This window comes from Actinomycetospora lemnae, from assembly GCF_028737315.1.
Lineage (GTDB): Bacteria > Actinomycetota > Actinomycetes > Mycobacteriales > Pseudonocardiaceae > Actinomycetospora > Actinomycetospora lemnae.
This window is the reverse complement of the sequence record NZ_JAQZAO010000005.1, coordinates 423,793-441,641: the sequence shown is the minus strand read 5'-3', so window position 1 is coordinate 441,641 and position 17,849 is coordinate 423,793. Positions and strand designations below refer to the sequence as shown.

Genomic DNA, 17,849 nt, shown 5'->3' with positions numbered 1-17,849 from the left:
CCGACGCTAGGAACGCCGACCGCGAAGCGATATCGGTCAGGTGACCGATCGTGCCGCTCTCCCGGCACGGGTTCGTCGTCGGTAGCATCGCTCGACGAGCGGAGACCGGAGGTGAGCGTGGACGAGCTCATCCCGGCCGACGCACGGCCGCTGCGTCGGCGCGCCGAGGCCTTCTTCGACACTCTGCACCGAGAGGTCCCCTTTGCTGCAGCGCTCTTGACGACAGAGGATTCTCTACGCGACCGACAGGTCGTCGTCGCGAGCCGGGGATACGCACAAGAAGTCGTCTCCTACGTCCTCGGCGAATTCATGACCCAGGATCCGAACTACAGATTCGTGGCGTCGCGCCCGACCGAGATTCTCCATTGGGACACACTCCCGCGCTTCCGCTGCAGCCCCATGGCGTCTGGCTACCTGATCCCGTCCGGCTTCCGCCAGGGATCGTCGATGGTGCTCGACGACCGGCGGGGGCGGCCGTTCGGCAGCCTGCACGTGAGTCTCGACGAGAGACTGGTCACGCCGGAAACGCTGGGAGCCCTGGCCATGGCCCGGCGCACCGCGATACCCCTCGCCGCCGCCGTTCGCGCCAGGCGAAGGACGACCCTCTCCACCCGCGAGCTGGAGGTGCTGCACCACCTGTGCGACGGCCTCAGCAACACCGAGATCGCTGCGACGCTGTGGGTCACCCGACGGACGGTCGCCACCCACGTCGAGCACATCCTGCGCAAGCTCCGCGCCAGCAACCGCGTGCAGGCGGCCGTGCGGGCGGTTGCGCTCGGACTCGTCGCCCCGTCGTCCGACGAGGTGCCGTGAGTGGTGGTCGCCAGGTCCGGTGAGCTCTAGATGCCCCGGAAGACCGGCTCCCGCTTCTCCTCGCGGGCCCGGCGGCCCTCGGCCAGGTCCTCGCTCGCCCAGCAGGCGTCGAAGGCCGCGGCCACCTCGTCGGGCACGGGCGCGTCCTCGAGCAGCCGGGCCACGGCGAGCTTGTTGTAGGCGAGCGTCAGGGGCGCCAGCGCCGCGATCTCGGTCGCCCAGGCCAGCGCGGCCTCCCGGTCACCGACGCGGTCGACGAGCCCCGCCGCCCGCGCCGCGTCGTGGTCGAGGCGCTCGCAGGCGAGCAGCAGCCGCCGCGCCGCGCCGCCGCCCGCGACGAGGGCGAGCCGGCGCACGGTCCAGGGGTCGACCGCCAGCCCGAGTGCGGCGGTCGGCAGCCCGAACACGGCGGCCTCGGAGCAGACCCGCAGGTCGGCGGCCAGCGCGAGCTGGGTGCCGGCGCCGATCGCGGGACCGTGCACGGCGGCGACGACGGGCACCGGCACCTCGGCGAGCCGGTGCAGCATGCCGTAGAGGGCGGCGAGGAAGTCCGTGTCGCCGACGGTGTCGAGGTCGGCGCCCGAGCAGAACGCCGTGCCCGCACCGCTCAACACGAGCGCGCGGGCCCCGCCGTCGACGGCGGCGTCCACCGCGGCGTGCAGGTCGCGGCAGTGCGCGGTGTCGAGGGCGTTGCGCCGCTCGGTGCGGTCGAGACGGATCTCGTGGACGCCGGCGTCGTGGCGCTGGGTGCCGATCACGGGGTCATCACGGCAGCGATCATCCCGGCCGTCACGGCACCCGCGCGACCACACCCCACAGCCCGCTGCCCGTGACCTCGGCCCCCGGCGCGGGCCCGTCGGGCGTCCACTCGGGCGCGGACACCCAGCCCGGCCCGATCAGCTCCATGCCCTCGAACCAGGACGCCATGTCGTCGGGGTCGCGCAGCAAGGGCGCGTAGGAGTAGCCGGAGTGGCGGATGTCGCACCAGGCCCGCAGGCCGGGGTGCGCGAGTCCCGTCGGGTGGCTGAGGGCGATGACGCTGCCCGGCGCCAGCGCCCGACGGTAGCCCTGCACGGTCGCGCGGGCGACGTCGTCGGTGGAGCTGTGCAGCAGGGCCACCGCCAGCACCGCGACGGGACGATCGAGGTCGATCAGCGCCGTCACCCCCGGTGAGGCGAGGACAGCCGCGACGTCGGTCGCGTCGGCGCACTCGACCGCGACGCCGGGCTCGTCGGCCACCAGCCGCGCGGCGTGCTCGACCGTCTCCGGCACCCGGTCGACGTAGACCACACGCGGGTCCGCGACGGACCGGGCGGCCACCGCGTGGACGTGGTCGACCGTCGGCAGCCCCGAACCGAGCTCGAGGAACTGGTCGAACCCGCTGTCCGCGAGGTGGCGCACCACCGCGCGGGAGAAGCGCCGGTGGTCCCGGCACAGCTGCCGCATCGCCGGGAAGACGCGGTCGGCCTCCTCGGCGAACTCGCGATCGATCGCGTAGTTCTCCGTCCCCCCGAGGAAGTAGTCGTAGATGCGTGCCCGACTCGGCGTCGGGCCCGCGAGTTCCGGTGGCTCCTCGCGCACCTGGTGTCCCCCCGTGTGTGCTGGTCGGCACCATCCTCTCCCACGCCCCGGTCCGCACGGCGCACGTGGCACACCGGCGGGCAGGATCGGGGCATGACGTCGTCGCCCGCCCGCCGCTCCGACCCGGTCCCCGCCGTCCCCGACGCCCTCTTCGCCGACCCCGAGGTCGAGGCGCGCTGGCGCGGCCGGTTCACCGCGGCGCGCGTCTCGGTGCCCGACTGGGCCCGCGACGCCCCGGACCGCAGCGTCTACTCGTCGAACGCGACGGGCACGTGGGAGATCTACGCCTGGGACCGGGCCGCCGACACCCACCGCCGCGTCACCGACCGCCCGCAGGGCACCCGCGGCGGCGCGGCGAGCACCGACGGCGAGAGCATCTGGTGGTTCGACGACACCGACGGCGACGAGTTCGGGGTGTGGGTCCGCGAGCCGTTCACCGGCGGCGCGGCGTCCCCCGCTGTCGCGGGCGCGGCCCCGGGCTACCCGGCCGGCCTCGAGCTCGGCCGGCGCACGGTGGCCGTCGGCTGGTCGACCGACGACGGGTCGACGCTGGCGGTCAGCGAGGACGGCGGCGACGGGTTCGGGGAGGCGCGCGTCGTCTACACCCACACCGAGGATGCCGGCATCGGTGCGCTCTCCCGCGACGAGACGCTGCTGGCGATCTCGCACGCCGAGCACGGGGACTCGCGCCACCCGGCGATCCGGGTGCTGCGGGTGTCGGACGCCACGACCGTCGGCGAGCGCCACGACGGCGAGGGCAAGGGGCTCGACCCCATCGAGTTCGCGCCCGTCGAGGGCGACCAGCGGCTGCTCGTCGGCCACGAGCGCCGGGGCCGCGACGAGCTGCTGGTCTGGGACCTCGCCACCGACACCGAGACCGAGCTGGCCATCGACCTGCCCGGTGACCTGTCCGCCGGCTTCTACCCCGACGCCTCGGCCCTGCTCGTCGCGCACACCCGCGCGGGGCGCACGACCCTGCACCGCTACGACCTCGCCACCGGCGAGCTCACCGACCTGCCCACCGCGGCCGGCTCGGTCGGCGGCGCCGACGTCCGTCCGGACGGCACCGTCGAGTACGGCTGGTCGTCGGCGGCGTACCCCTCGTCGGTGCGCGCGCTGCGCCCCGACGGCACCGACACCGAGCTGCTCGCCCCGCCCGGCGAGCGCCCGGCGCCGTCGGTGGCGCTCGACGACGCGTGGGTCGACGGGCCGGGTGGTCCGGTGCACGCGCTGTTCACCCGCCCCGCCGGCACCACCGGGCGCGTCCCGACGGTCTTCATGATCCACGGCGGGCCGCAGGCGGCTGACGAGGACCGCTGGTCACCGGTGCGCGCGGTGTGGGTCGACGCCGGCTTCGCGGTGGTGCACGTGAACTACCGCGGCTCGTCGGGCTACGGCTCGGCCTGGCGCGACGCGATCGAGGGACGTCCGGGCACCACGGAGCTCGAGGACGTCGCCGCCGTGCACGAGTGGGCGGTGTCGACGGGGCTGGCCGACCCGGCCGCCTGCGTGCTGGAGGGCTGGTCGTGGGGCGGCTACCTGACGCTGCTGGGCCTGGGCCGCCAGCCCGAGCGCTGGGCGGTCGGCTGCGCCGGCGTGCCCGTCGCCGACTACCTCGCCGCGTACGAGGACGAGATGGAGCCACTGCGCGCGTTCGACCGCTCGCTGTTCGGCGGCTCGCCGGACGAGGTGCCGGAGCGCTACCGCGAGGCCTCGCCGCTGACGTGGGTGGACGCGGTGCGCGCCCCGGTGCTGGTGCTCGCGGGCGAGAACGACCCGCGCTGTCCGATCCGGCAGATCGACAACTACCTGGACGCCCTGGCCGAGCGGGGCCGGGAGTACGCGATGGTGCGCTACGACGCGGGCCACGGCTCGCTGGTCGTCGCCGAGACGCTCGCGCACACCGTCGCCGAGATCGCCTTCGCCCGCGAGGCCCTGGGGCTGCCCGTCCCGGCCTGAGCCCGCGCCCGAGCTGAGCCCGCCCCGAGCTGAGCGAAGGGCACCTTCGCTCGACTAGATCGACCGAAGGGGCCCTTCGCTCAGTACGGGGAGGTGGATCAGGCGGTCTTCGCCTGCCACATCCAGTGGGCCTCCTCGAGCTTCGCGGTCTGCGCGATGAGCAGGTCCTGGGTCACCGGGTCGGGCTCGTCGGTGGCGGCGATGCGCTCACGCATGCGCTCGATGAGCGTCTCGAGGGTCTGCACGACCGCCTGGTTGACGTCCTCGACCTGGCGCCAGCCCTCCTCGGTGGTGGGCAGGCCGCTGTTCTTGGCGACCGTCTCGGCGCGCCCGTCGGGCGACACGCCGAGGGTGGCGGCGCGCTCCGCGACCTCGTCGGTGTAGGTGCGGGCGAGGTCGACGAGCTCGTCGAGGTGCAGGTGCGCCTCGCGGAAGTTGCTGCCGACCACGTTCCAGTGCCACTGCTTCGCGGTCAGCGACAGGTCGATGAAGTCGGTCAGGCTGTCCTGGAGGACCGTCCCGACGACCCGCTTGGCGTCGTCGGAGAGCGGGCTGGTGATCGGGGCTCCTGCCATGGTGGTGCTCACTCCTTCACGACCGTGGATCGCACGGTTCACGATGGACACGGTGGGGATAGCCGTCGCGGCGGTGGCCGTAACACCCGGACACACCGCGACCCGCCCCACCGACAACGTGGGACGGGCCGCGGTTGTTCCCGAAACAGCAGGTCAGGCGTGGATCAGCTCTGGCTGAGGACCTTCTGCTCCTTGCCCGTGAGCTCGCGCACGCGAGCCTCGACGCGCTCGCCCATGCCCTGGTCGATCGACTTCCAGTAGTCGAACGCGCGGGCCAGCACGTCGTCGCCGACGCCCTTGGCGAGGTGGCCGGAGACGTTCTCGACGAAGCGGTCGCGCTGGGCGTCGTCCCAGACCTCGAGCATCATCGTGCGGGCCTGGACCTCGTCGGTGTCCTCGGCGTGGGGCACGTAGGCCGCGCGCTGGATCTGGCCGTCCGAGTACCACGTGGGCGGCTGGATCGTCTCGGTGGTCTGCGCGCCGCCCTTGGTGTTGGGCGCGTACACCGGGTCCTTCACGTTCTGCACGCGCATCGCGCCGGCGACCGTGTAGGCGTGCACCTCGGTGCCCTGCGCCGAGTTGACCGGGATCTGCTTGTAGTTGACCCCGAGCCGGGCGCGGTGCGCGTCGGCGTAGGAGAACCCGCGGGCGAGCAGCATCTTGTCCGGCGACAGGCCCAGACCCGGGGGCTGGTTGTTCGGCTCGAACGCGACCTGCTCGATCTCGGTGTGGTAGTCCTCGGGGTTCCGGTTCAGCGTCAGGCGCCCGACCTCCTGCAGGGGGTAGTCGCTGTGCGGCCACACCTTGGTCAGGTCGAACGGGTTGAACCGGTAGGTCTTCGCGTCCTCGAACGGCATGATCTGCACGTGGAGGGTCCAGCTCGGGAACTCCCCGCGCTCGATGGCCTCGTAGAGGTCGCGCTGGTGGTAGTCGGCGTCCTCACCGGCGAGGCGGCCGGCCTCCTCCTCGGTGAGGCACTCGACGCCCTGGTCCGACTTGAAGTGGTACTTGACCCAGAACTCCTCGCCGGCAGCGTTGATCCACATGTAGGTGTGGCTCGAGTAGCCGTTCATGTGGCGCCACGTGCGCGGGATGCCGCGGTCGCCCATGAGCCACGTGACCTGGTGCTTCGACTCCGGCGAGAGCGTCCAGAAGTCCCACTGCATGTCGTGGTCGCGCAGGCCGTTGCGGGCGAGGCGCTTCTGCGAGCGGATGAAGTTCTGGAACTTCATGGGGTCGCGGATGAAGAAGACCGGCGTGTTGTTGCCGACCATGTCCCAGTTGCCCTCGCGGGTCCACAGCTTGAGGGCGAAGCCGCGCGGGTCGCGCCAGGTGTCGGGGCTGCCCCGCTCACCGGCGACCGTCGAGAAGCGGATGATGCCCTCGGTGACCTCCCCGGGCTGGAACACCGCGGCCTTGGTGTAGGCGGTGACGTCCTGGGTGACCTCGAACTTCGCGAACGCACCACTCCCCTTCGCGTGAGGCTGGCGCTCCGGGATGCGCTCCCGGTTGAAGTTCGCCATCTGCTCGATGAGGTAGTGGTCCTGCAGCACCAGGGGCCCGTCGGTCCCGACCGTGGCCGAGAACTCGTGGCTCGGCGCCGGGATGCCGGCGTCGTCGGTGGCGTAGGAGCGATGCGTATTGGTCACGTTCGCCTCTCAGGGTGGTGGTGGCTCTCGTGCAGGACGGCGACGGCGCCGCGGACGGCACGTCGCGAGTCCCGGGTACCCGCTCCTGCTCCGGCGCAGGTCGGGCACGTTCCCCAGAAGACGACCTCGGCCTCGTCGATGACGAAGCCGCCGGCGTCGGAGGGGATCAGGCACGGGGGCTCGCCGACGACGCAGTCGACGTCGGCGGTCGCCCCGCACGACCGGCAGACCACGTGGTGGTGGTTGTCCCCGGTACGGGTCTCGTACCGGGCCGCCGAGCCCGCGGGCTCGATGCGACGGACGAGACCGGCGTCGACGCACGCGGCGAGGACGTCGTACACGGCCTGGGTGCTGACCGACCCCAGCCGGGCGCGCACCGCCGCCGCCACGGCCTCGGCCGTGGAGTGCGGGTGCTCGCCCAGCACGCCCAGGACGGCCTGCCGCGGCGCGGTGACCCGCAGGCCCGCCTGACGGAGGCGGGCCCGCGGGTCGGCGATGTGGTGGCGCGGGTCCAGGGCCGGACCGGCGGCAGGCGCGGCCGCGGCGGTGGGCGCAGCCTCGTCCCGAGGACCGGTCGATGGGGTCATGATGGCTCCACGGTGCCACCGAGACTGGAACGAGTCAAGAAAAGGGACGGTGCCCCGTCAGCTGCGGACGAGCTCCTCGGCGATCTCGTAGGTGTTCAGCGCCGCGCCCTTGCGCAGGTTGTCGCCACACACGAAGAAGTCGAGGGTGTTCGGGAAGTCGAGGGCCTGGCGCACGCGGCCCACGTACGTCGGGTCCTCGCCGACGACGTCGACCGGGGTCGGGAACCGCTTGGCCTCGGGCTCGTCGACCAGCACGATCGAGGGCTGCGAGGCGAAGACCTGGTGCGCGGTGGCGACGTCCACCGGCCCGTCGAACGTCGCGTGCACCGCGATCGAGTGCGTGGTGACGACGGGGACGCGCACGCACGTCGCCGACACCTTGAGCTCGGGCAGCCCGAGGATCTTCCGCGACTCGTTGCGGACCTTGAGCTCCTCCGAGGTCCAGCCGTCGTCCTTGAGCGAGCCGGCGAACGGCACCACGTTGAGCGCCAGCGGGGCGTTGAACGGCGACTCCGCCGGCAGGCCCGCCGACGCGATGACCTCGGCGACGTCGCCACGCCGGTGGCCCACGCCCTTGCCCGCGACCGCGGCGATCTCGTCCTGCAGGCGGTCGATGCCCTCCTGGCCCGCGCCGGAGGCGGCCTGGTAGCTCGCGACCACCAGCTCCCGCAGCCCGAAGGCGCGGTGCAGGGCCCCGAGAGCGGCCATCATCGACAGCGTCGTGCAGTTCGGGTTGGAGACGATGCCCTTGGGGCGCTCGTGCGCCTGCTCGGCGTTGACCTCGGGCACCACCAGCGGGACCTCGGGGTCCATGCGGAAGGCGCCGGAGTTGTCGACGGCGATCGCGCCGCGCGACACCGCGACCGGCGCCCACTCCGCGCTGACGGCGTCGGGGACGTCGAACATCGCGATGTCGACGCCGTCGAACGCCGCCGGCGACAGCGCGACGACCTCGATCTCCTCGCCGCGGACCCGCAGCCGCCGGCCGGCCGAACGGGGTGAGGCGATCAGCCGGATCTCGCTCCACGGCACGCTCTCGCGCGCGTTGATGATGTCGATCATGACGGAGCCGACCGCACCGGTGGCCCCGACGATGGCGAGCGTCGTCATGGTCTCTCCTGCCCTACCGACCGGTCCCGGCGTACACCACGGCCTCCTCGTCGCCACCGAGGTCGAAGGCCTCGTGCAGGGCGCGGACGGCGTCGTCGAGCTGGGTGTCGCGCAGGAGCGCGGAGATGCGGATCTCCGAGGTGTTCATCATCTCGATGTTCACGCCGGCCTCGGCCAGCGACTCGCAGAAGGTGGCGGTGACGCCCGGGTGGCTGCGCATCCCGGCGCCGACCAGCGTCACCTTGCCGACGTGCTCGTCGTAGATGACGTCCTCGTGGCCGACCTCGGGCTGCACGGCGGCGAGCGCCTCGACCGCCCGCGGGCCGTCCTTGCGCGGCAGCGTGAAGGTCACGTCGGTCTTGCCCGTCTGCAGGTGCGAGATGTTCTGCAGCACCATGTCGATGTTGACCTCGACGTCCGCGACGGCGCGGAAGATGCGCGCCGCGAACCCGGGCTGGTCGGGCACACCGACCACGGTCACCTTCGCCTCGGACCGGTCGTGCGCGACGCCGGTGAGGACCGCCTGTTCCACGCTGAGCTCCTCGATGGACCCGACGATCGTCGTGCCGGGCTTGTCGTTGTACGACGAGCGCACCCGCAGGGGCACGTTCTCGCGGCGGGCGTACTCGACGGCGCGCAGGTGCAGCACCTTCGCCCCGCAGGCGGCCATCTCGAGCATCTCCTCGTAGGTGATGGTCTCGAGCAGCTTCGCGTCGGGGACGATGCGCGGGTCGGCCGAGTACACGCCGTCGACGTCGGTGTAGATCTCGCAGACGTCGGCCTTCATCGCGGCCGCCATCGCGACCGCCGTGGTGTCCGAGCCGCCGCGGCCGAGCGTCGTGATCTCCTTCGAGTCCACGCTCACGCCCTGGAACCCCGCGACGAGCGCGATGTGGTCCTCGGCGAGAGCGGCGTGGATGCGACCCGGTGTGACGTCGACGATGCGCGCGTCGCCGTGCTTGCCCGTGGTGATCATGCCGGCCTGCGAGCCCGTGAACGACCGCGCCCGCCCGCCCTGGGCGTTGATGGCCATCGCGAGCAGGGCGTTGGAGATGCGCTCGCCGGACGTCAGCAGCATGTCCAGCTCGCGCGGCGGCGGGCTGGGGTGCACCTGCATCGCGAGGTCGGTCAGCTCGTCGGTCGTGTCGCCCATGGCCGAGGCGACGACGACGACGTCGTTGCCGTCCTTCCCCGTGCGCACGATGCGCTCGGCCACACGACGAATCCGCTCCGCGTCCTGGACGGACGAGCCGCCGTACTTCTGGACGACGAGTGCCACCGCGACTGACCTCCACCTGCTGGTCGGCGAACGGGTCCGACCCTATCCGAGGCGGGGGAGGTCACGAGGTGTCCGGGGACACCCCGACGTGGCTACGGCGCGAGGGCGTTGAGCAGCTTCGAGACGACGATGCCGATCACGATCCACACGACGGCCGCGAGGCCGAAGTTGAGGATGATCCGCAGCGACTCGCTCGCCGGCAGGAACAGGTCGCCGATGCCGAGCGTCAGGTTCGATGCGAGGTCACGGAAGAAGACCGTGATGCCGTTGGCGGGGTTCGCGCCGGCGACGGAGAGGATCACGTGGATCACGAGGATCGCCGCGAAGACGACCGTGAGGATCCGGATCACCGAGGCGGCAACGGTCAGGACCTTGCGGGTGAGCGCACGGAGGTCCTCTCCGGTGTGCGAACGCCGCTGTTCGGACGTCTCCGTGCTCGCATCCTGCGCCATGCGCGACATCATGACACGCGACTTGACCCGTCGGTAGCCAGGGATGCGACCTGTGTCACCAGCGGTCGATCGTCGCAGCTCAGCGGCGGGATCCAGCCCGCGCCGCGCCCGCCGTCGGGGGCCCGGGGTACCGGGTCGGCGCGTGACGGGGCTACCGTGCACGTGATGTCTCTCGCGCTCGCAGCCCTCGGGCTGCTCCTTCGCCGCCGCGGCGGGGTCTGAACCGACCGGCCCCCTGTCGCGGGTGATGCGCGCTGCCGGTCGCCGATCCCCGCAGTGCTGCAGGCAGGAGCGCGACACCCCATGAGCATCACCCCCGGCGTCACCGGCAACGACACGCCGTTCGCCGACATCCGATCGACCGTCGTCCATCCCGACGGCGACATCCCCACCGACCAGCCGGTGTGGAACACGCAGCGGCCGAGCCGCATGCCGGTCCACCGCTACAAGCCCTTCGCCGACCTCGTCGAGAAGATCTCGCTGCCGGACCGCACGTGGCCGGAGAAGGTCATCACCAAGGCGCCCCTGTGGGGCGCGGTGGACCTGCGCGACGGCAACCAGGCGCTGATCGACCCGATGTCGCCGGCTCGCAAGCGGCGCATGTTCGACCTGCTCGTCCGCATGGGCTACAAGGAGATCGAGGTCGGCTTCCCCGCCGCGTCGCAGACCGACTTCGACTTCGTCCGCGAGATCATCGAGCAGGGCGCGATCCCCGCCGACGTCCGCATCCAGGTGCTGACGCAGGCGCGTCCCGAGCTGATCACGCGCACGTTCGAGTCGCTCGAGGGCGTCCACTCGGCGGTGGTGCACCTCTACAACTCGACCTCGATCCTGCAGCGCCGGGTCGTCTTCCGGTCCGACCGCGACGGCATCACGAAGATCGCGACGGACGGGGCGAAGCTCGTCCGCGAGGAGGCCGAGAAGCGCCCGGACACGGACTGGCGCTTCCAGTACTCGCCGGAGTCCTACACCGGCACGGAGCTGTCGTACGCCAAGGAGATCGTCGACGCCGTCGGTGACGTCTGGGAGCCGACGCCCGAGCGCCCGATGATCGTCAACCTGCCGGCCACGGTGGAGATGGCGACACCGAACGTGTACGCCGACTCCATCGAGTGGATGCACCGGAACCTCGCCCGGCGCGACTCGATCATCCTGTCGCTGCACCCGCACAACGACCGCGGCACCGGCGTCGCGGCCGCCGAGCTGGGCGTCCAGGCCGGCGCCGACCGCGTCGAGGGCTGCCTGTTCGGCAACGGTGAGCGCACCGGCAACGTCTGCCTGGTGACCCTCGGCATGAACCTGTTCAGCCAGGGCATCGACCCGCAGATCGACTTCTCGGACATCGACGAGGTCCGTCGCACCGTCGAGTTCTGCAACCAGCTGCCCGTCGGCGAGCGCCACCCGTGGGGCGGCGACCTCGTGTTCACCGCGTTCTCCGGCTCGCACCAGGACGCGATCAACAAGGGCCTGCAGGCGATGAACGCCGAGGCCGCGGCCGCCGGCCACGACGTCGACGACCACCCGTGGGAGGTCCCGTACCTGCCCATCGACCCGAAGGACGTCGGCCGCACGTACGAGGCCGTCATCCGCGTGAACTCGCAGTCGGGCAAGGGCGGCGTCGCGTACCTGATGAAGGTCGAGCACCAGCTCGAGCTGCCCCGGCGCCTGCAGATCGAGTTCTCGCGGCGCGTCCAGGAGGTCACGGACACCGAGGGCGGCGAGGTCTCGGCCAAGGAGATGTACGACATCTTCACCGAGGAGTACCTCCAGCGCCGCGTACCGCTGGAGCTCGTCAGCTCGCGGGTGCAGACCCACGACGACGGCAAGGCCGAGCTGTCAGCGACGCTGAAGGTGGAGGGCGACCTGCACGAGGTCACCGGCGTCGGCAACGGCCCGATCGCCGCCTTCGTCGACGCCCTGGCCACTGTCGGATACGACGTGCGGGTCCTCGACTACGCCGAGCACGCCATGTCCGCCGGCGACGACGCCCGCGCCGCCGCCTACGTCGAGGCCGCGGTGGGCGACATCGAGGTCTGGGGCATCGGGATCGACGGCTCGATCCTCACGGCCTCGCTCAAGGCCGTCGTGTCGGCGGTGAACCGGGCGATGCGCTAGACGCTCCTGGGTTGCCGGCTTGATCGCGGTCTCGGTGACGAAGGCCCGCGGATGTGCGGGGGTTCGTCATCGGGATCGCGATCACGGCGTCAGGACGGGAGGTCGAACTCCCCGGCCTTGACGCCGGCGACGAACGCCGCCCACTCGTCCGGGGTGAAGCTCAGCGCCGCGGACGACTTCGTGTCGACGACGCGGACCTCGCCGTCGTCGATGGCTACGCCGACACAGTCGCCGTCGGAACAAAAGCTGCTCGTACGGACGGCGAGGTCACGACGCGGTTGAGGCGAGGTCACGGGCGGCATCCTGGCGGAGCGCCTCCATGACCAGGACGCCGACCCCACGATCAGGCGTCGACCATGCGCCGAAGGGCGCGCTTCATCAGGGGAACGGAGTCGTGCTCCGGCAGCGAGGCGTCCACCAGAGCCGCCATGCGCCGGTCGTACCGCGCGATGTCGCCGCGATCGGCGAGGAACTCGCTCTGCACCGGACGTTCGATGTAGACGATCCCGTGCTCGATCCCCGCCGAGAACTGCAGCTTCGCGAACGACTCGCGACTGGCGGGCACAAGGCCGGCGCTGAACGGGAGCACGCGCACGTCGACGTGCTCGGCCTCGGCGATGTGGATGAGGTGCTCGACCTGCTCGGCGAGCACCTCGGCGGTCTCCACGACCCGATAGAGGGTCGACTCGTCGAGCACGCATCGGAACGTCAGACCATGGTCGGCGGCGAGTGCCTTCTGCCGCCGCATACGCACGTCGACCAACCGCTCGATCTGCCCCTCGTCGAGGTTCCCGCTCCAGAACGAGCGCAAGGCCCCTCGCGCGTAATCGCGCGTCTGCAGCAGCCCGTGGACGATGTGCGCCTCGTAGGCGTCGATCCGCGCCGCGTCCCACTCGTACTCCACGTAGAGCGCCATGTCGGGCGCGAGAACGTCCGCGTAGTCCTGCCACCACATCGGCGCGCGGCCGCTCTGCGCCCAGTCGAGCAGCCGCTTCCGCTCGTCACCCTCGGGCACGCGGTACACCTCGAGCATGTCCCGCACGTCGCGCCAGCGGGGCACGCCCTTGCCGTTCTCGAGCCGGCTGATCTTCGACGGGGAGCACTCCAGGCTGCGGGCGACGTCCTCGAGCTTGAGGCCCAGGCCTTCCCGGAGTCGCTTGAGCTCGCCGCCGAGCCGGCGACGGGTCACCACGGGGCCGGGTGACTGGGACATCCGTACGCCTCCTGGGGCGAACCACGGGGTGGAGGTGCCGGCTCCCCCTCGACCGGCGGCTGTCCGTACACGGTAGACCTCGGACGGCCATGTCGTCACGCAATCGTTGCGTGCAATTGCAAAAAGCACTTGTGTGGCGTCATCGCACTCGGCACTCTCATCCTTGCCGGAGCCGGATTCGCTGGACACAGCACGACTCGACGGGAGGCACGACGACATGATCGAGACGAGGAGCGAGCGCCGAGGGCGGCGCCGTCGCGGGACCGTCCGCGAGCAGCGATGACCGCCATGACGATCATCGTCGCGGTGGTCGTCTTCTGGGCCCTGTTCGTGGTGGGGGTCCTCGTGGGCATCTCGGTGCACCGCGAGGCGACGCGACGTCGCAGCGCCCGCCTGCACCGCGCCGAGATGGCGCTCGACCAGGACGTGATCATCGCCGGCCGCACGCCCGCGCGCGGCCGGGACTTCCGCGTCTGACCGCTAGAGGGCGCGGCGACCGGCGAGGGCGCGGCCGAGCGTGAGCTCGTCGGCGAACTCGAGGTCGCCGCCCATGGGCAGGCCCGACGCCAGCTTGGTGACGGTCAGGCCCGGGAAGTCGCGCAGGAGGCGCACGAGGTAGGTGGCCGTGGCCTCGCCCTCGGTGTTCGGGTCCATGGCGAGGATGACCTCGGCGATCTCGGGCTCGTCGCCGGCGCCGCCGATGCGCTGGAGGAGCTCGCGGACGCGCAGCTGGTCGGGGCCGACGCCCGAGAGCGGGTCGAGCGCCCCGCCCAGCACGTGGTAGCGGCCGCGGAACTCGCGGGTGCGCTCCACCGCCACGACGTCCTTGGGCTCCTCGACGACGCAGACGAGCGTGGCGTCGCGCCGGGCGTCACTGCAGATGCGACAGCGGGGCTGCTCGGAGACGTTCCCGCAGACCTCGCAGAACACGACCCCGATCTTGACCTTCTGCAGGGCCTCCTGCAGGCGCGTCACGTCCGCCTCCTCGGTGGCGAGGAGGTGGAACGCGATGCGCTGGGCGCTCTTCGGCCCGATGCCGGGCAGGCGACCCAGCTCGTCGATGAGGTCCTGGACCGGCCCCTCGAACACGGGAGGTCTACTGGCCGGGCAGGCCCAGCCCGCCGCCCATGTCCCCGAGCCCGCCGGCGAGCGGGCCCATCTTCTCCGCCTGCAGGTCCGCGGCGGCCTGGGCCGCGTCGGAGATCGCGCCGACGATGAGGTCCTGCAGCGTCTCGACGTCGTCCGGGTCGACGACCTTCGGGTCGATCTTCACCGAACGGATCTCGCCGGTCGCGGTCTGCGTCACCGTCACCAGGCCGTTGCCCGCCTGGCCGGTGACCTCGGCCTCGGCCAGCTCCGCCTGGGCGCTCATCAGCTGCTCCTGCATGGCCTGCGCCTGCTGCAGCAGGGCGCCCATGTCCATGCCTTCGGGGTTCTGGCCGGGTTGCATGTGCCCACACTAACCGCGCCGTCGCGCGGCCGACCGGGCACGCTGGTCGGCGATGGACGCCACCGACGCCAGCACCCTGCTGCACCGCCTCCTCGACGCCACCACCTGGCGCTCCTTCGACGTCGACGCCGAGGGCCGCATCCTCGCGGGCCACGACGCGTCGGGGTCCGTCCAGCTCGTGGAGCTCCATCCCGACGGGACGCGGGTGCCGCTGACGGCCCTGCCCGGCGCCGTGAGCGGGCGCTACCTCCCCGGACGCCGGCAGGTCGTGGTGTCCCACGACGTCGGGGGCAACGAGCGCGCCCAGCTCTCGCTGCTCGACCCCGACGCCGTCGCGAAGGAGGGCGAGCCCGTCGGCGAGGACGGCCTCACCCCGCTCGTGCACGACCCCGACCACCTGCACGGCCTCGTCGAGGTGCTGCCGGGCGGCACCGTCGTCTACGCCACCAACCGCCGCAACGGCGTCGACTTCGACCTCGTGGTCCGCGACGTCGACGCCGGGACCGAGACCGTGCTCTACGACGGCGGCGGGATGGTCGGCAACGCCGCGATCGCCCCCGACCGCACCCGCGCGCTCATGACCAGGCCTGCGCGCCCGGCCCTGAGCTCGCAGGTCCTGCTGCTCGCCGGCGACACCGTCACCGAGCTCACCGACGCCGACGAGCACGCCCGCCACCTCGCCCCCGAGTGGCTGCCCGACGGCACTGCGGCCGTCATCACCACCGACGTCGGCCGTGACCACCTCGGCGTCGCCCGGCTCGACGTCGCGACCGGGGCGGTGACCTACCTGATCACCGACGACGCCCACGACGTCACCGGGCGGCTGTCCCCCGACGGCCGCCTGCTGCTCGCGGTCACCGACGACGACGGCGCCAGCCGCCTCGCCGTGCACGACGTCGACGGCACTTTCCTCCGCGCGATCGCCCTGCCGCCCGAGCTGCGCGGCGGCGTCGCCGACTTCCTCGCCGTGCCGCGCTGGTCCCCGGACTCGACCGGCCTCGCGCTCACCTGGACCGACCCCGCCACGCCCGCCGACGTCCTGCTCGTCGACGCGGGCCGGGGGCGCGCGGGCGTGGTGGCGTCGTCGCGGGAGCCGCTGTCCGATCTCGACCTCGTCGACCCCACCAGCCACGGCGTCCCGACGCCCGACGGGGAGACCGTGCCGTGCTTCGTCTACGCGCCGGCGCAGCCGTCGGGGTCGAGCGTGACGATCGTGCACGGCGGGCCCGAGGGGCAGTCGGTGCGGTCGTTCTCGGCGATCGTGCAGGCACTCGTCGGCGACGGGCACACGGTGCTCGTCCCCAACGTGCGGGGCTCGGTGGGCTACGGGAAGCGCTGGTACTCCCTCGACGACGTCGAGCGCCGCCTCGACTCGGTCGCCGACCTCGCCGCCCTGCACGCCTACCTGCCCCGCCTCGGCCTCGACCCCGCCCGCGCGGCGCTGTGGGGCGGCTCCTACGGCGGCTACATGGTGCTCGCGGGCCTCGCGTTCCAGCCCGAGCTGTGGGCCGCGGGCGTCGACATCGTCGGCATCTCGTCGCTGGTGACCTTCCTCGAGAACACCTCGGCCTACCGCCGCGCCCACCGGGAGCGGGAGTACGGCTCGCTCGAGCGCGACCGTGAGTTCCTCGAGCGCGCCTCGCCGCTGGGCCGCATCGGCGAGGTCCGCGCGCCGCTGTTCGTCATCCACGGCGCCAACGACCCGCGCGTGCCGCTCTCGGAGGCCGAGCAGGTGGCCGCGGCGGTGCGGGCGAACGGGGTCGAGGTCGAGATGGTGGTCTACGACGACGAGGGCCACGGGCTGGCGAAGCGGGTCAACCGGCTCGACGCCTACCCGCGGGCCGTCGCGTTCCTGGGGCGCACGCTCGCTCCCTGAGGGGGCCGCCCGCCATCCGATCCATCACCGGCGCTCACCGCGCGTTCATCCCCTGCCCCCGTGACCGGGGTGGGGTGGCGGCGTGTCTCAGCGACCCCGGGTGCTGGTGCTCAGCGCCGCGATCGGCCAGGGCCACGACGGCGCGGCGCGGGAGCTCGTGCGGCGGCTCGACCGTCGCGGCGTCGACGCGCACGTCCTCGACTGGACCGACCTGCTGCCCGCGTGGGGCCGGCGCCTGCTCCGCGACCTGTACGCGCCGTCGGTGCACCACACGCCGGCGCTGTTCGACCGCATCTTCCGCGACCTCGAGCACCCGCGGCGGCCGGCGAGCCTCGTCACCCGGCGGCTGACCAGGCTCGCCGAGGAGCCGGTGCTGGCCGCCGCCGCCGACGCCGACGCGGTCGTCGCGACCTACCCGCCCGCCGGCCAGACGCTCGGGCGGCTGCGGCTCGACGGGCGCCTCGGCGTGCCCGCGCTGACGTTCCTCACCGACCCCGCCGCGCACCGCCTGTGGTGCCACCCGGGTCTCGACGACCACCTCACCGTCACCGACGCCACCGCGCTCGACGGTGCGCGCTACGGCGTGGCACTGCGCAGCGTCGGACCGCTGTGCGCGCCGCGCTTCTCCCGGCCCATGCCGGTCGCGACGCGCGGGCGGGTGCGCGCCGAGCTGGGGGTGCCCGACGACGTGCCGGTGGCCCTGCTCGTGTGCGGGTCGCTGGGGATGGGCGACGTCGAGCACGCCGTCGACGCGCTGGGCCGGCACCCGCGGGCGTGGGCGGTCGTCGCCTGCGGACGCAACGCCGAGCTGCGCGCGCGGCTCGCGGGCCGCGAGCGGGTGGTGACGCTCGGCTGGCGCGACGACGTCCCCGAGCTCATGGCCGCCGCCGACGTCCTCGTGCACAACGCGGGCGGGCTCTCGTGCACCGAGGCGCTGGTCGCGGGGCTGCCGGCGATCACCTACCGCCCGATCCCGGGCCACGGCCGCGCCAACGCCGCGGTGCTCGACGACGCCGGCATCGCGCCGTGGCTGCACGGTCCCGACGAGCTCGTCGAGGCCATCGACACCTACGGCGCCCGGCCCCTGCGCCGCCGTCCGCCGCGACCCTGGTGGACCGAGGAGCGCGACGCCTCGGCGGCCGTCGCCCGCCACGTGCTCGGCGAGCCCGTCCTCGTCGCCGCCGGGTAGG

18 protein-coding genes are annotated in these 17,849 nt (G+C 72.6%); 6 read left to right on the top strand and 12 right to left on the bottom strand.

The window, feature by feature from the left end; translation table 11 throughout:
• The first annotated feature begins 117 nt into the window (after positions 1–117).
• Positions 118–813: a helix-turn-helix transcriptional regulator gene (locus PGB27_RS14300; RefSeq protein ID WP_274201019.1), complete on the top strand. Its 696-nt coding sequence runs from the start codon at positions 118–120 to the stop codon at positions 811–813.
• Positions 814–839: 26 nt separating this feature from the next.
• Here the strand turns inward: PGB27_RS14300 and PGB27_RS14295 are convergent, their stop codons facing one another.
• Together PGB27_RS14295 and PGB27_RS14290 are read right to left on the bottom strand one after the other, a co-directional pair.
• Positions 840–1,571 carry an enoyl-CoA hydratase gene (locus PGB27_RS14295; RefSeq protein WP_274201018.1) on the bottom strand — a complete coding sequence of 244 codons (732 nt, stop codon included), beginning with the start codon at positions 1,569–1,571 and terminating at the stop codon, positions 840–842.
• Positions 1,572–1,602: 31 nt separating this feature from the next.
• On the bottom strand, positions 1,603–2,394 hold the full coding sequence (locus PGB27_RS14290; RefSeq protein ID WP_274201017.1) for an SAM-dependent methyltransferase: 792 nt from the start codon (positions 2,392–2,394) through the stop codon (positions 1,603–1,605).
• Between the two features lie 93 nt (positions 2,395–2,487).
• Here PGB27_RS14290 and PGB27_RS14285 point away from each other — a divergent pair, with 93 nt between their 5' ends.
• Positions 2,488–4,353, top strand: a complete 1,866-nt coding sequence (locus PGB27_RS14285; protein ID WP_274201016.1) for a S9 family peptidase — start codon at positions 2,488–2,490, stop codon at positions 4,351–4,353.
• Positions 4,354–4,451: 98 nt separating this feature from the next.
• On the opposite strand, the gene PGB27_RS14280 is transcribed toward PGB27_RS14285, so the two are convergent.
• From PGB27_RS14280 to PGB27_RS14255, 6 genes are all read right to left on the bottom strand, one after another.
• Positions 4,452–4,928, bottom strand: a complete 477-nt coding sequence (locus PGB27_RS14280; protein ID WP_274201015.1) for a Dps family protein — start codon at positions 4,926–4,928, stop codon at positions 4,452–4,454.
• Positions 4,929–5,092: 164 nt separating this feature from the next.
• Positions 5,093–6,577, bottom strand: a complete 1,485-nt coding sequence (locus PGB27_RS14275) for a catalase (RefSeq protein WP_274201014.1) — start codon at positions 6,575–6,577, stop codon at positions 5,093–5,095.
• Complete coding sequence (locus PGB27_RS14270; protein ID WP_408630071.1) at positions 6,574–7,092, bottom strand: Fur family transcriptional regulator; 519 nt, start codon at positions 7,090–7,092, stop codon at positions 6,574–6,576. Before PGB27_RS14270 ends, PGB27_RS14275 begins: the two co-directional genes overlap by 4 nt.
• Positions 7,093–7,221: 129 nt before the next feature.
• Entirely contained in the window at positions 7,222–8,274 is a 1,053-nt protein-coding gene (locus tag PGB27_RS14265) for an aspartate-semialdehyde dehydrogenase (protein ID WP_274201013.1), read from the bottom strand.
• Between the two features lie 13 nt (positions 8,275–8,287).
• Positions 8,288–9,553 carry an aspartate kinase gene (locus tag PGB27_RS14260; RefSeq protein WP_274201012.1) on the bottom strand — a complete coding sequence of 422 codons (1,266 nt, stop codon included), beginning with the start codon at positions 9,551–9,553 and terminating at the stop codon, positions 8,288–8,290.
• Positions 9,554–9,645: 92 nt separating this feature from the next.
• A complete protein-coding gene (locus tag PGB27_RS14255; RefSeq protein WP_274201011.1) occupies positions 9,646–10,305 on the bottom strand; it encodes a hypothetical protein in 660 nt (219 codons plus the stop codon).
• A gap of 3 nt (positions 10,306–10,308) precedes the next feature.
• Between PGB27_RS14255 and leuA the strand changes: the two genes are divergently transcribed.
• Positions 10,309–12,120 (top strand): 2-isopropylmalate synthase, encoded by a 1,812-nt coding sequence (gene leuA, locus PGB27_RS14250; RefSeq protein ID WP_274201010.1) that lies wholly within the window; start codon positions 10,309–10,311, stop codon positions 12,118–12,120.
• A gap of 89 nt (positions 12,121–12,209) precedes the next feature.
• Here the strand turns inward: leuA and PGB27_RS14245 are convergent, their stop codons facing one another.
• Positions 12,210–12,413, bottom strand: a complete 204-nt coding sequence (locus PGB27_RS14245) for a DUF397 domain-containing protein (RefSeq protein WP_274201009.1) — start codon at positions 12,411–12,413, stop codon at positions 12,210–12,212.
• Between the two features lie 50 nt (positions 12,414–12,463).
• Complete coding sequence (locus tag PGB27_RS14240; RefSeq protein ID WP_274201008.1) at positions 12,464–13,522, bottom strand: helix-turn-helix domain-containing protein; 1,059 nt, start codon at positions 13,520–13,522, stop codon at positions 12,464–12,466.
• Positions 13,523–13,612: 90 nt separating this feature from the next.
• On the opposite strand from PGB27_RS14240, the gene PGB27_RS14235 reads away from it, so the two are divergent.
• A complete protein-coding gene (locus tag PGB27_RS14235) occupies positions 13,613–13,810 on the top strand; it encodes a hypothetical protein (protein ID WP_274201007.1) in 198 nt (65 codons plus the stop codon).
• Positions 13,811–13,813: 3 nt separating this feature from the next.
• Here the strand turns inward: PGB27_RS14235 and recR are convergent, their stop codons facing one another.
• Together recR and PGB27_RS14225 are read right to left on the bottom strand one after the other, a co-directional pair.
• Complete coding sequence (recR, locus tag PGB27_RS14230; RefSeq protein ID WP_274201006.1) at positions 13,814–14,422, bottom strand: recombination mediator RecR; 609 nt, start codon at positions 14,420–14,422, stop codon at positions 13,814–13,816.
• Between the two features lie 7 nt (positions 14,423–14,429).
• A complete protein-coding gene (locus tag PGB27_RS14225) occupies positions 14,430–14,783 on the bottom strand; it encodes a YbaB/EbfC family nucleoid-associated protein (protein ID WP_274201005.1) in 354 nt (117 codons plus the stop codon).
• Positions 14,784–14,835: 52 nt separating this feature from the next.
• Here PGB27_RS14225 and PGB27_RS14220 point away from each other — a divergent pair, with 52 nt between their 5' ends.
• Positions 14,836–16,659: a S9 family peptidase gene (locus PGB27_RS14220; RefSeq protein WP_274201004.1), complete on the top strand. Its 1,824-nt coding sequence runs from the start codon at positions 14,836–14,838 to the stop codon at positions 16,657–16,659.
• A gap of 82 nt (positions 16,660–16,741) precedes the next feature.
• Positions 16,742–17,848 carry an MGDG synthase family glycosyltransferase gene (locus PGB27_RS14215; protein WP_274201003.1) on the top strand — a complete coding sequence of 369 codons (1,107 nt, stop codon included), beginning with the start codon at positions 16,742–16,744 and terminating at the stop codon, positions 17,846–17,848.
• Position 17,849: the final 1 nt, after the last annotated feature.

What these genes read in the sequence shown, in the direction of transcription:
- PGB27_RS14225 (WP_274201005.1), bottom strand. Translation starts at nt 14,783, where the DNA reads ATGCAACCCGGCCAGAACCCCGAAGGCATGGACATGGGCGCCCTGCTG.
- PGB27_RS14220 (WP_274201004.1), top strand. Translation starts at nt 14,836, where the DNA reads ATGGACGCCACCGACGCCAGCACCCTGCTGCACCGCCTCCTCGACGCC.
- PGB27_RS14285 (WP_274201016.1), top strand. Translation starts at nt 2,488, where the DNA reads ATGACGTCGTCGCCCGCCCGCCGCTCCGACCCGGTCCCCGCCGTCCCC.
- leuA (WP_274201010.1), top strand. Translation starts at nt 10,309, where the DNA reads ATGAGCATCACCCCCGGCGTCACCGGCAACGACACGCCGTTCGCCGAC.
- PGB27_RS14280 (WP_274201015.1), bottom strand. Translation starts at nt 4,928, where the DNA reads ATGGCAGGAGCCCCGATCACCAGCCCGCTCTCCGACGACGCCAAGCGG.
- PGB27_RS14235 (WP_274201007.1), top strand. Translation starts at nt 13,613, where the DNA reads ATGACCGCCATGACGATCATCGTCGCGGTGGTCGTCTTCTGGGCCCTG.
- PGB27_RS14265 (WP_274201013.1), bottom strand. Translation starts at nt 8,274, where the DNA reads ATGACGACGCTCGCCATCGTCGGGGCCACCGGTGCGGTCGGCTCCGTC.